10 protein-coding genes, 11 tRNA genes, 1 pseudogene and 1 riboswitch are annotated in these 12,403 nt (G+C 50.4%); of the genes and pseudogenes, 5 read left to right on the plus strand and 17 right to left on the minus strand.

Annotated features, from left to right (window positions below; all coding sequences use genetic code 11):
• Positions 1-45: 45 nt before the first annotated feature.
• Entirely contained in the window at positions 46-690 is a 645-nt protein-coding gene (locus LKH74_RS02715) for a deoxynucleoside kinase (protein ID WP_135368949.1), read from the minus strand.
• Between the two features lie 153 nt (positions 691-843).
• Between LKH74_RS02715 and LKH74_RS02720 the strand changes: the two genes are divergently transcribed.
• The gene (locus LKH74_RS02720; RefSeq protein ID WP_135368948.1) at positions 844-1,614 is read left to right on the plus strand and encodes a Cof-type HAD-IIB family hydrolase; all 771 of its coding nucleotides are present in this window, start codon (positions 844-846) and stop codon (positions 1,612-1,614) included.
• A 351-nt stretch (positions 1,615-1,965) separates the two neighbouring features.
• On the opposite strand, the gene LKH74_RS02725 is transcribed toward LKH74_RS02720, so the two are convergent.
• The 3 genes and pseudogenes from LKH74_RS02725 to metK form a co-directional block, all read right to left on the minus strand.
• Positions 1,966-2,289 (minus strand): DUF960 domain-containing protein, encoded by a 324-nt coding sequence (locus LKH74_RS02725; protein WP_135368947.1) that lies wholly within the window; start codon positions 2,287-2,289, stop codon positions 1,966-1,968.
• A 66-nt stretch (positions 2,290-2,355) separates the two neighbouring features.
• Positions 2,356-3,837: pseudogene (locus LKH74_RS02730) on the minus strand (DHA2 family efflux MFS transporter permease subunit).
• A gap of 633 nt (positions 3,838-4,470) precedes the next feature.
• Entirely contained in the window at positions 4,471-5,658 is a 1,188-nt protein-coding gene (gene metK / locus LKH74_RS02735) for a methionine adenosyltransferase (RefSeq protein WP_135368945.1), read from the minus strand.
• A riboswitch (SMK box riboswitch) is annotated at positions 5,656-5,775 on the minus strand. (Overlaps the previous gene by 3 nt.)
• Positions 5,776-5,906: 131 nt before the next feature.
• On the opposite strand from metK, the gene LKH74_RS02740 reads away from it, so the two are divergent.
• Together LKH74_RS02740 and LKH74_RS02745 are read left to right on the plus strand one after the other, a co-directional pair.
• Entirely contained in the window at positions 5,907-6,614 is a 708-nt protein-coding gene (locus LKH74_RS02740) for a hypothetical protein (RefSeq protein WP_287708585.1), read from the plus strand.
• 124 nt (positions 6,615-6,738) lie between these two features.
• Positions 6,739-7,083 carry a hypothetical protein gene (locus LKH74_RS02745; RefSeq protein WP_135368943.1) on the plus strand — a complete coding sequence of 115 codons (345 nt, stop codon included), beginning with the start codon at positions 6,739-6,741 and terminating at the stop codon, positions 7,081-7,083.
• A 141-nt stretch (positions 7,084-7,224) separates the two neighbouring features.
• Here LKH74_RS02745 and LKH74_RS02750 read toward each other — a convergent pair whose 3' ends face one another.
• A complete protein-coding gene (locus tag LKH74_RS02750; protein ID WP_287708584.1) occupies positions 7,225-7,815 on the minus strand; it encodes a hypothetical protein in 591 nt (196 codons plus the stop codon).
• A 317-nt stretch (positions 7,816-8,132) separates the two neighbouring features.
• On the opposite strand from LKH74_RS02750, the gene LKH74_RS02755 reads away from it, so the two are divergent.
• Positions 8,133-8,453 (plus strand): heavy metal-binding domain-containing protein, encoded by a 321-nt coding sequence (locus LKH74_RS02755; RefSeq protein ID WP_135368942.1) that lies wholly within the window; start codon positions 8,133-8,135, stop codon positions 8,451-8,453.
• Positions 8,454-8,843: 390 nt separating this feature from the next.
• Positions 8,844-9,413: a matrixin family metalloprotease gene (locus LKH74_RS02760; RefSeq protein ID WP_135368941.1), complete on the plus strand. Its 570-nt coding sequence runs from the start codon at positions 8,844-8,846 to the stop codon at positions 9,411-9,413.
• 429 nt (positions 9,414-9,842) lie between these two features.
• Here the strand turns inward: LKH74_RS02760 and LKH74_RS02765 are convergent, their stop codons facing one another.
• The 12 genes from LKH74_RS02765 to LKH74_RS02820 form a co-directional block, all read right to left on the minus strand.
• Positions 9,843-10,775, minus strand: coding sequence for a C40 family peptidase (locus LKH74_RS02765; RefSeq protein ID WP_287708582.1), 933 nt, complete (start codon positions 10,773-10,775; stop codon positions 9,843-9,845).
• A 508-nt stretch (positions 10,776-11,283) separates the two neighbouring features.
• Positions 11,284-11,368, minus strand: a tRNA-Leu gene (locus LKH74_RS02770).
• A 38-nt stretch (positions 11,369-11,406) separates the two neighbouring features.
• Positions 11,407-11,477: transfer RNA gene (locus LKH74_RS02775), tRNA-Cys, on the minus strand.
• 58 nt (positions 11,478-11,535) lie between these two features.
• Positions 11,536-11,608, minus strand: a tRNA-His gene (locus tag LKH74_RS02780).
• Positions 11,609-11,622: 14 nt separating this feature from the next.
• Positions 11,623-11,693, minus strand: a tRNA-Trp gene (locus LKH74_RS02785).
• 7 nt (positions 11,694-11,700) lie between these two features.
• Positions 11,701-11,783 (minus strand) — tRNA-Tyr (locus LKH74_RS02790).
• Positions 11,784-11,787: 4 nt separating this feature from the next.
• Positions 11,788-11,860 (minus strand) — tRNA-Phe (locus LKH74_RS02795).
• Between the two features lie 54 nt (positions 11,861-11,914).
• Positions 11,915-11,989: transfer RNA gene (locus tag LKH74_RS02800), tRNA-Asp, on the minus strand.
• Positions 11,990-12,013: 24 nt separating this feature from the next.
• A tRNA-Val gene (locus LKH74_RS02805) sits at positions 12,014-12,086 on the minus strand.
• A gap of 4 nt (positions 12,087-12,090) precedes the next feature.
• Positions 12,091-12,163: transfer RNA gene (locus tag LKH74_RS02810), tRNA-Glu, on the minus strand.
• Between the two features lie 13 nt (positions 12,164-12,176).
• Positions 12,177-12,267, minus strand: a tRNA-Ser gene (locus LKH74_RS02815).
• A 9-nt stretch (positions 12,268-12,276) separates the two neighbouring features.
• Positions 12,277-12,349, minus strand: a tRNA-Asn gene (locus tag LKH74_RS02820).
• Between the last annotated feature and the right edge of the window lie 54 nt (positions 12,350-12,403).

Consider the following 12,403-nt stretch of genomic DNA (forward strand, 5'->3'; position numbering starts at 1 on the left):
AAAAACCACCACCGATCAAGAGACCGGTGGTGGCGTGGGTGAAGCTTATTTAACTGGCGTGCGGATGTCCTTTAAGGCATCGTCGATTTGGGCCAATACCAATTCCGTGTTCCCAGGAACGTCCAGATCATACTTTTGCAAGTCGATCTTGATCTTTGGGCTCACGTCGTAGTCGGCGAACCAGCCTTGGTAGGCCGTCCACATCTTCTTGTAGTAGGATTCCAATTCAGGATTGTCATCGAATTGTTCGTAGTCGCGGCCACGTTTCTTGATCCGGTGGAGGATCGTATCGAAGTCAGCGTCGGCGTATACCAACAAATCTGGGGCCTTCTTTGGCAATTCTTGCAATTCGTTCATCATGTTGTCCAGCAGGTTGAGGTAAACTTCCAGCTCAGTGTCCGTAATGTTGCCTTCTGCGTTGTTTTCCCGCGTGAAGAGCGCGTCTTCATAGATGGAGCGGTCCAAGACGTTGTTGTCGTCCGCTAGGGCTCGCTTGATCATGCTAAACCGCTTGTTCAAGAAGTAAATTTGTAACAAAAACCCGTATTGCTTCGGGTCCCGGTAGTAAAGTGGTAACACTGGGTTATCACCAACCGGTTCAAAAAATGCTTGAGTTTCCAAGTGTGACGCAATCTTTCCAGTAAGGGTCGTTTTACCGACACCGATCATTCCAGCTGTAATTATCACCATGATAGCCCCTCTTTAATTCAAAATACAAGATATAGTGTAACATAAAAACGGCAACTACTACATCTGCTTGGCAAAAAAATTACCGTCATTTCGTCAACTTTGGTTCTTGCTGTATAATGGAACCGCAACACGTCAACATTTAGGAGGTTAAATATGTATCAAGCAATCGTCTTTTTTGATTTGGATAGCACCCTGTTTGACGACCACAAGAACGTCTTGCCAGCCAGCATCGCTGCCATTCACGAAATGCAACAACATCATATTTTACCAGTTATTGCGACCGGAAGAAACATTTTTGAAATTCAATACGTCCTCGACGCCACCGGCATTGACTCCGTCGTCGGCGCCAATGGCAGTTACGTGCAGTTTGAAGGTAAGCGCCTGACTGCCTCAATCATTGATCAGCCCACGCTAGACGCCATCACAGCCTTTGCCAACGCGCATCATGACCCACTGGCATACTACAACCGCGCAGGCTTTCGGCTCAGCCAGGCTAATGCCGACACCACCGAAAACTTTCAGCTGTTGCGCCTGAATCCCGTGGTGGACCCCGAATGGTATCATCACCAAGAGATTAATTTCATCAACGTCTTCAACCGTGACAAGGACCAATTATACCACGATGAGTTCGCGGGTCAATTGGATTTAGTCCGCAATAACCCGCGTTGCCTAGACACCATGGTCCACGGTGTCAGCAAGCAGTCTGGTATCCAAGCCCTCTTGACCAACGCTGGCTTGCAAGATGTGAAAACGTACGCGTTCGGCGATGGGTACAACGACCTGCAAATGTTTGACGAGGTCGACGTCCCCATCGCCATGGGCAACGGCGTTCCAGAAGCCAAGGCTAAGGCGGCCTACGTCACCACGTCCAACACGACGGATGGCATCGTCCACGGCCTGCGCCATTTCGGCTTGATTCGCTAATTTGACGTTGCTGCCACAGAAAAGACAGTGTTCCGACACCTAAAATTGATGATACCAGTTGCCTGCGTCAGCCAGGGTTCCACCTGCTATGGGTTCAGCCGCTGAATAAGAGTGTGACGACAGGCGGTTAGCTGCCTAGCAGTGTTAAGTGTTGGCGCACGTTTCGGCCATGAGGCAGCTTTGAGACGTAGACTGCGACTCAAAGCGAGGTGTCGAGAACGCCATGAGGCACATGATAACAATAGTTTCACCTGATTTCGTCTTTCAACCGTCAGTCATTTAACCACAAAAAATGGTGATTACTACCAGGGACATCCCCCGGAGCAATCACCATTTTAATCTCTCACAAATTTAACGGTCATTCGTCTCGGATGGCAGCAGGATAATCTGGCTGTCACCATCATCGTAGGCCAACACGGTTTCTGGCAGCTCTGGCGTATAGCCAAATTCTGTGTCGAAACCCGCCCGCAACGTCATTTGATTGTCGTCTGATTGGACGTACTCAAAGGTCGTGGTGCCTTGGTGGTTGTGCAGTTTAAAGGTCAACAGATTATCTAATGGAAACAACCCTTGGAGGTCGTGATCAATAATCTGCCAGATTGCGTCAATCATATCATCCGGCAAAGCCGCAACCGTGCCATAACTCGCATACCGCGCGTGATTACTTTCAAACATCTTATCGCCTCCACTTTTTGGTCGTTTAGCATTATTATACCGTATCTGAACTTAAAACGGGACTAATTACCCCTGGTGCCCGGTGACCTGTTCCGTATCCTTGCGATCAAAGAAGTTCACTAAGAATGAAATGATGATCAGCAGTACCCCACCAATAAAGATCACGTGGAGCCCTTGGTATAGAATACCATGCAGGGTCGGTAGGAGGTGCGCCGGCAACTCCTTGGCCGTTTGGGGGTTAATTAACTTATTCATCATTGCCAGGTTGGTGCCCGGATGACTGGCCACGCCACGCGCCATTTCCAGGTTCATGATGATGCCAAAAATGGACACCATGATGGTCTGGCCCAGCGTCCGTGACAAGGTGTTAAAGGAGGTTGCCACCCCCACCTCATCGACGGCCACTTTACTTTGCACGGTCACCGTCGTGGTGGTAATGGTGATTCCAAACCCGGTCCCACAGATGGCCGCAATCACGAAGAAGCACCAGAATGGCGTGCTGGCCGGAATCACCGCCATGGTCACGGCACCAACCAAGACCAGGACCAACGCCAGATTAACAATGCTGTAAGGCGACCGGTTCAACAAGAGCTTACCGGCAATAAAGGACCCGACGATCCACATCAATGAACTAGGCGTGATGGCGAATCCGGCTTGAGACGCCATTAAGCCCAACAACCCTTGCGTCCAAGTGGGTAAATAGACTTAAAAGCCCATGATGAAGCCACTCAACAGTGCAGCAATCAAATTTTGAATCACAAAGGTCCGGTTGCTAAAGAGTGACATGGGGATCAACGGGTCGGCCGTTCGTTTTTCTTGGCGAATAAACAGCGCAAAGGCTACGATGGCCACGACAAACCCGATGATGACCCATAAGACGTTGATCTGGCCTTCACCCAGCAATTGGAACGTCAGCATCATGGCCAATAAGCCCACCGATAGCCACAAAGAGCCAAACCAGTCCATGGTAAATGCCTTGCGTTCGGTAGTTTCATTTAAGAAGAACCAAATCAGGGCAATGGTGATGATGCCAATCGGGATGTTGATGAAGAAGATCCAATGCCAGCTCAATTGATCGACGATGAAGCCCCCGAGCAAGGGTGCGACCACGGCGGCAATTCCCCAGGCAGACCCGTTGAGGCCCATGACCCGAGCCCGTTGTTCAACGGGATAGATGTCGGCAAGAATCGTAAAGGAGACCGGCATGATGGCCCCAGCCCCGATACCTTGTAGTGCCCGCCAAGCAATCAGCGTTTCCATGCTGTGAGACATCCCCGACAGCGTGGACCCCAACACGAAGATGAACAGGCCGACCAAGAAGACCGATTTTCGGCCCACGGTATCCGCCAGCTTGCCGTAAATGGGTGTCGCCAACGCATTAGTTAACAAGAAGATGGAGAAGACCCAGTTCATGAGGGCAACCCCGTGTAAATCACCGACAATGGTCGGCATGGCCGTCGAGACGATGGTCCCCTCAACGGCTGACATAAAGGTGGCCACAAAGACCGCCACAGTGACTAATCCAACGTTAGTTTGTTTCTTAGACATAATTTCCTCCTGACGTTGGCCCCACCACTCAACGAATCTACGTAGCCAATTGCTGCTACTGCCCAATTTCTGTTATTCAGTAATATACCAATTATCGCGGCTAACCGTTAAAAATACAAGCTGTTAGCTTACTTTTTATTGCTCCTACTTGCTAAAAGCCTATTTATTAGCAATCACGGCTGAAAAATTTCGCAAACCAGATGCCTGCGTCAGCTAGGGGTTCCGCCTGCTATGGGGAACGCCTGCAGCCCACAGAACGGTCTTCCGGCTCGCTTGAAAGCCTGACAAAACCCGTCAGTCTCTCAAGTCGTCCCACGCTGTAGGCTGGGAAAGAACCCCAGCCAACACCGTCGACACAGCTGACTCCACCCCTAGCTGTCTCCGGCGGGTTAGTGCTCACCCACGGTACAACATTAGCTTAGCAAGTTGCCCCAAATACTTTGATCCATGATGTGAAGCGTAAGCCAGTCACCACATTACTAGCAATCGTGAAAGTCCACCTCAGTTAACTGGCTTTACCGTCACGCTACTCAAATCGACAGATGGCCATCCTCGCTATTACAAACCAGCGCGTCCACCGTAAACAAAAGGCCGGCACGATTGCTCGCCCCGACCTCCCTGTTTCATCTTAACTTATTTAACGGCTGCTTTTAAGGCCTCGACCTTATCCAGGTGTTCCCAAGGTAAGTCGATATCGGTCCGGCCAAAATGACCGTAAGCGGCAGTCTGCTTGTAAATTGGCCGCTTCAGGTCCAGCATTTGAATGATGCCGGCTGGGCGCAAGTCGAACAGTTGCCGTACGGCGGCGTTCAATTTGCTTTCTGCCACGGTCCCGGTGCCAAACGTGTTGATGTAGACCGAAACGGGTTCGGCCACCCCAATGGCGTAGGCAATCTGCACTTCACACTTCGTGGCTAATTCAGCTGCCACGATGTTCTTAGCGATGTAGCGCGCAGCGTAACTGGCAGAACGGTCCACCTTGGTGGCATCCTTACCAGAGAAGGCGCCCCCACCGTGGTGAGCGGCCCCACCGTACGTATCAACGATAATCTTCCGCCCCGTCAAACCGGCATCCCCTTGAGGACCACCGATGACGAACCGACCGGTAGGGTTGATGAAGTACTTGGTCTGGTCATCCAGTAAGTTGGCTGGAATCACGGGCTTGATGACCTGTTCGATCACGTCTTGACGAATCTGATCCAACGTGACGTCGGGATCGTGTTGCGTACTTAAAACAACCGTGTCGACCCGAACTGGTTGTTCGTTATCGTCGTATTCGACCGTGACTTCGGCCTTGGCATCTGGCCGCAGGTAGTCGATGACGTCCGTCTTACGCAGCTTAGCGATCCGCCGCATCAAGGCGTGACTCAATTCGATTGGCAGCGGCATTAATTCAGGGGTCTCATTGACGGCATAACCGAACATGAGCCCTTGGTCACCGGCACCAATCTTATCGAGGGGATCTTCATCCCCTTCACGCGTTTCCAATGAGTCGTCGACCCCCTGCGCAATGTCAGGTGATTGTTCGTCAATGGCCACGAGGACGGCACAGTTGTCGCCATCAAAGCCATACTGGCCATCCGTATAGCCGATTTCCTTGATGGTTTCACGCACCACTTTTTGGATATCGACATAGGCCTTGGTCGAAATTTCACCGAAGACCAGGACTAAACCAGTCGTGACAGACGTTTCGCAGGCAACCCGGGAATCGGGATCTTGTTGCAGCATCGCATCTAAGATGGCGTCACTGATTTGATCGGCGATTTTGTCGGGATGACCCTCGGAAACGGATTCTGAAGTAAATAAATGTCTTTCTTGCAATGGATATTCCCCCTAGATATAGTAGACGGCGAGTTGACCGATAATCTCAACGCCATTCGGTTACAAGGCAGCTTCACAAAACGCGTGAATCCTATCGGGAATTGACTCATAACTCAAGAATTTTAACACAAATCCGGCCGACTTAAAAGGAAGCACCGGTAAATTTCTCAAAGAACCGTTGACCCGCGGCCAAATAATTACTAAGATAAAAGGCAACACTATAAACCCAGTTGAAACGGAGCGATTCCATGACCACTCTCATGGCCTTCTTTAAAAACCGAACGGTACAGCAACTGTTCCTGTTTATTTTCTGTCAAAATTTTCTCTGGTGGCTGGCGGGAACAACCGCCTCGACCGGCACACCGCTAGCGACCGATGTGAAAGTCTTCCTCGCCATTTACGGCATCTTTTTGGCCGGGGGCGTCTTTCTCATCTTAAAGCGTCACTTTCAGTCAACGATTGGGCCCATCTTAGTCGTTGCCGCTGCTACCATGGGGTTTCTCGCGGCCCCCGGTAATCACCTGGTCCAACTGTTCGCCCTGCTGCTGTGCATCTTTTTGGTCTTGGCCTGCATCCCCCAGCTGGGCCTCCAATCGGCTTACGGGCTGGTGGTCTTCAGCGTGCTGGCCGGCTGTGGTGTACCCGTAATTTTATTTTTCTTACGTAACCATTACCTGGCCTTACAGTTTTTAACGCCACTCGTTCCGCTGATGGCCAGCTACCTGGCCTTTTTCGAGCCCTATTACTTACCGACGAAACGAGACTGGCGGTTAACCTTAATTGCGCCAATTACTTGTGTTCTTTCCTTATTTATGGGGTCGCTTTCTTGGCGGACACTACTGATCATCCTCTTGTTAGCGGCCCACTGGTGGCTTCAGCAGCGGCTCAACCAACGTTACCAGCTCATTTTCTCGGGAATTTGTCAATTTCTGACCGGCGTTTTGATTTTAGCTTAATGATTAAGTCGCCGAATTGTCGCCGCCGAGACTTTAAAGTTTCGCTAAACCCAAGCACAACGCCTACCGTTTTCCCGCTAAACCATGCTAGAATGAGGCATCATCTAATAATGGAGGAACCAGCATGACCGAAATCAAAGTGATTGGTGACATCCTCAGTGGCAAATTTCAGCCCACCCTCACTGGCAACCGAATCGTTGATGCCGCATTACTCACTCACTTTTGTCAAAACTTGGCGACTGCGCTGCACATCCCCACGACGCAGGTCCACGCCGAACATCATTGGGACCTCACGGTAGCGCCCAACGCGCTATATCTGATCGACGACGAAATTCTGGGCACCAACCAGCACTTACGCAGTCGTTCCAACGTTATTGCCGTTGCGCACAAGGACTTATTGCGCGGCCAAATCACGGCAACCAAACGCCTGCTAGCAAATAAGCTGGCCTTGAAGTCGACGACCAACTGAAAATGACCAATCCCCTAGCGATTGGTCATTTTTTGTTGGCAAATTTAGGACTGGTACGCAATATTGGCCGCTACCCGCTCGTTTTCTGTAGCACGCCTGACTCAACCAGGTCTCGCAGCCAGTCAGACGTAACCGTAGTGATCAGGTAAATTCCTTAATCTTCAAGACCGTTCCTCGCAGCACGGGCGCGCACGCTTCCAGTTCATGTTGGAGTTGCATCAACCCGTCCGTCAACGGGACTTCCCGCCCCGCCACAAAGAACTGGGACTTTTCCCAATAAAGGTGTCGACCACGGATTTCAAATTTCCGCCGTAAGCGAAAGTTTAGATGGGCGTATTCTAACGTTTCGACTGCCGTCCCCGTACTGAACTCTCGGCAAGCCGCCTGGGTCAACTCCAAATCAGAAAAGTTATCCTTATGATGCGATTCCCGGTCCCACAACTCCAAGCGATAGGTCAATCCCACCGTCTTTTGCAAGAAGTGCCCGACTAACTCGAAAAAGTTCAACCGGAAGTGGGCCAAGTCGGCCACATCCAAGTAGAAATGGCGTCGCTGCTGATAGTGGTCCAACGGCGCCTGCAAGGCATCCTCAATCCGCCGGGTCACTGACCGATAGGCCTGGCGAATCTCCAAAAACTCGTCGATCAATTGGCGATTTTTCTCTGAAATAGGCGTGTACAAGGCCTCCTCAATATCTAAAACCCGCTTAATCTCTTGTGGTTCAAGTGTCATGCAATTTTCCTCCTCTTTGCTAGCCGGGGCTAGTACTGTTTCTAAATTAACACACTTTGTTCTCAATTAACACCTTCGATTATTAATAAGCAGTTAGTCCCAAACAGGTGTTAGCCAGCCAATTTGGATAGGTTTTGCAAGAAAGTCAAAAAGCAGGCGCTACCTTTTGCATAATCACCCGCAAATACCGCGGATATGTAACCGGTCGGCAACAAATTTACTAATAACGCGTCAGCAAAATTTATTTTGGCCGCCTCCTTGACTTGTCTTTTACCGGTCAGCTAGGTATATTTAAAGCAACACAAGGAGGAATTCCCATGACAGAAATCTTAGTGACTACCACCGAACACATCCCCGGCCAAGAATACGAGGTCATCGGCGAGGTCTTTGGGTTGACCACGCAATCGAAAAACGTTATCCGTAACATTGGCGCATCCCTCAAAAACGTGGTCGGCGGTGAAATCAAGGACTACACCAAGATGCTCGACGAAGCCCGCAACATCGCAGTCGACCGCCTACGCGTCAATGCGCAAAACATGGGTGCGGACGCCGTGGTCATGATGCGCTTTGACTCCGGGTCGATTGGCACCGACATGCAATCCGTAGCTGCCTATGGGACTGCGGTCAAATATTTGTAATTTACTGGTAGTTTATCGGACTTATTCGGTCAAATGTTCGTTACACTTTTGCTGTTCCGCTAAATCATCTCACGGTTCCCATTCCCTGGTTGTTTCCATCGACCTGAGAATGGGGGCCGTTTTTATTCGGCCAAATTTTTAACCAACCCGCTAACCGCTTACATCAAAAAGTGGCCACAATGCTTGATATGTAACCATTTATCGCCACACTATCGCGTTTATGGGATAATGATTATCCACTTTGCAACTATTGTCCCGTTGAAACTATCCATCCCCATAGAAGTGTCCGTCCAACTCTTTTAGTTCTCGCTTTATACTAACCATAGTCAATAAGATAGTAAGCAATTAAAAAGCGAATCATTCGGAATTAAAAGAAAGCGGGTATTCAAAATGTTAAAGAAAATTGTTAAATGGACCGTCTTAGTTATCGCCACCTTGGTTGTCACCTTAGCCACTTGCAGCTCCACCATCTTCGCCGCCGCTACCAGCAAGCCAACACCTTCCTGGGGCGCTTGGGATCAAACCACAATTACATACAAGACCAACACCAGCTCCAGCTACTACAAGAGTGTTTGGAAGAACGCCGTTAAGCGTTGGAACAAAGTCGGCGTTGTTCAATTAAAGGCTGCTAAGAGCGGCGAAAAGGCTGACATCACGTTGACCTCTTCCAAATCCCTCAGCACCAAGAGCGGCAAGTTAGCCGGTTACACCAACTACTCTTACTTGAACAAGGGCAACGAAAACGAAATCGTTTCCGCCAAGTCCACGTTGAACCGTAGCTTATTAACCAAGTACGGTTACACCAAGAATCAACGGACGAACGTTGCGACCCACGAAATTGGCCATGCCTTAGGCTTAAGCCACTCATCCAGCAAGTCCAGCGTGATGTACGCATCTGATCGTTACGCTTCCATCAACCACCAAGACAAGGTTGGCTTAGAAGACGCCTACAACGATTAATCACTATCAAACATTGACGAATACCTGCAAAACGCCTAGCCGCCGGTCCAGCTAGGCGTTTTTATGTTCCCCAATAACTAGAACCGTTGGGTGCAGCCATTGCGCTGCATAGCGGAAACTAGCCATACAGATGACTAGCCCCCGCAAGTGACTTGTTAACTGGCTATCAGCAACATTGTGTCAGCCGGGATAGCCAGTGATGGCCCCGCTGGTGTAGCTGAGATGTTGTCTTAATCTACACCGTGAGACACTTTTAGCGCCTGCAGGCCTTGTCAGGCGCTCAAGCGAACCAGAAGACTGCTCCCCCTCACCCATTCACCACCGACTACCTGGGGACCTCACCGAACTTCAGTTGTTAGACCGCCGATTCCTCCATAAATTCAAACGGCCCAGGCACACGCATCAACGCGACCTGGACCGTTTTTGGAATTATTTCATATGAATAGCAAATTGCGGGTTGCGGTTGGCAATCTTCGAGATGTGCACCGACTTCCCAGCTTCTTCAATCAACTTACCATGACCAATGGCCATCGCCACGTGGTAGGTGTATTTCTGCCCGGCAATCTGCCAGAAGAGCAGGTCGCCGGCTTTGGCCTTGCGAACGGCCACGTGCTTACCTAGCTTCTGTTGCACGCCGGTCATCCCGCCAATATCACGGTGTTCAACGTCCAAATAGACCTGATCAACGAATGAGGCGCAGTCTAAGCCCCCAAAGGCATCCCGTCCGGCATATCTGTACGGAACACCGCGATAACGCTTGGCGTCCGCAATCAAGCGCTTCACGCGGGTGCCTTTCGTCGGCACTTTGCCTTTGAATTGTCGGTTGTGCTTGGCACTGGTAGCCTTACCATTTAAATTGATCTGACCGCTCTTTAAGTGGACCGTCAGCAATTTTTTCTGGTAGCGAATCAACAAGTTCCCCTTCTTAGAGAAGTGCAGCTTGACCGGCCGGCTCCCCGCCTTGATGGTCGTGCCATGGCCCCGACCAAACTGATGGTAAGCCACCAGGTAGTTGCCGTAGACCGTACGATCATTGTAGGCGTACAGCTGACCATTACGCAGCTGGCGCACGTTGATCCAATGGCTAGCGTAGGTCGTAAAGTGATCACGCTGCGGCTTGGCGTAAAACATCACGCTCACGTTGCGAATCCGCCCCGCCTTGTTCTGGGTCACATACACGGATTTATAGCGGCTAATTCGCCGTTCAAACGACCGTGTCGCGTCCAAACGCTCATGCTTAGCCAAGTACCCCTCACGCGCAAACATGCTGTTATAGCTCGCCTGAGCCGTTCCTCCGGCCAGGTGCCAGCCAACCAATACGGCAGCCAAGCCCAAAAGAATCTCCCAATTTCGTTTTCTCATCATGAACCTCCCAATTCTGGTGTGTTTAATCACAAGATTAAGTATAGGCCCAAATACTTGTCACGGCAAACGGAGAATACCCTGAACACTTCTAGAAAAGAGCGGTCCACGCGCTAGCGATTCATTGACCCCTGCTATGTGATACGTCCTCTCTACCGTCCCACGAATAGCCCCCGACTAAAAAAGAGCCACCACCATCAGACATTAATCTGACGGTGATGACCCGCTTAAAATTTAAGTCCCCCCACGGACAAGGCCGGTAACAGATCTATCGGAAAAATCAATCCATTTTTAGGCCATCTGGACAACCAGAAGATCGCATTCACCCGCTATGCGCCACCGAAAAGACACACGGATTTAAGCGACTCGTAAACGCCCGTGCCGTGTCAGATCACCGTCAACCAGCAAGCATGGACGGTGCTTATCGCCGTGGCCTTGCTACACCAACTTTTAGGAACAACAAAAAAGCCATCGCCAATTGCGATGACTCCCGAGATGAAGCTTCTGATACCGGAGGTGGGGTTCGAACCCACACGACCTCAACGGTCACTGGATTTTGAGTCCAGCGCGTCTGCCAGTTCCGCCACTCCGGCAAAAAATTCATAAAGATTGATTGGATACACCCAGTCAAAGGTGGTAATCGGATTCGAACCGACGATGAAGGTTTTGCAGACCTCTGCCTTACCACTTGGCTATACCACCATAATCGCCTATCCAATCTGACTGGACCAGCTGAATAAATCAAGATGCCCCAATCTAGGGCGGTATGTGGGAATCGAACCCACGCGTGCCGGAACCACAATCCGGTGTGTTAACCCCTTCACCAATACCGCCATCACATTACAAACAGGGATAGTAGGAGTTGAACCCACATCGACGGTTTTGGAGACCGTTGTTCTACCATTGAACTATATCCCTATAATGATGGTGGGGAGTGGATTCGAACCACCGAACCCGAAGGAGCGGATTTACAGTCCGCCGCGTTTAGCCAGACTTCGCTACCCCACCATAATGGCGCGGGACGGAATCGAACCGCCGACACATGGAGCTTCAATCCATTGCTCTACCGACTGAGCTACCGAGCCATATACCATCATGTAATATGTTTGTTGTGTATTAAATTATTAATAACATAACAACGGTCCGTACGAGACTCGAACTCGTGATCTCCTGCGTGACAGGCAGGCGTCCTAAACCAACTAGACCAACGGACCATAATTAGAATGTTATGTTACCTATGGAGGATACAGGGCTCGAACCTGTGACCCTCTGCTTGTAAGGCAGACGCTCTCCCAACTGAGCTAATCCTCCAAAATGACCCGTACGGGATTCGAACCCATGTTACCGCCGTGAAAGGGCGGTGTCTTAAACCACTTGACCAACGGGTCATACTATTTCAAACGGAGAGTGAGGGATTCGAACCCTCGAAACAGGTTAGTACCCGTTTACAGCATTTCCAATGCTGCTCCTTCAGCCACTCGGACAACTCTCCATTATAAAGCTCCGGCAGGCGGGCTCGAACCGTCGACAACCTGATTAACAGTCAGGTGCTCTACCAACTGAGCTATGCCGGAATAATCGCGTGGCAACGTCCTATCCTCGCAGGGGGCGATCCCCCAACTACTATC

It is taken from the genome of Levilactobacillus sp., from assembly GCF_022646225.1.
Taxonomy (GTDB): Bacteria; Bacillota; Bacilli; order Lactobacillales; family Lactobacillaceae; genus Levilactobacillus; species Levilactobacillus suantsaiihabitans.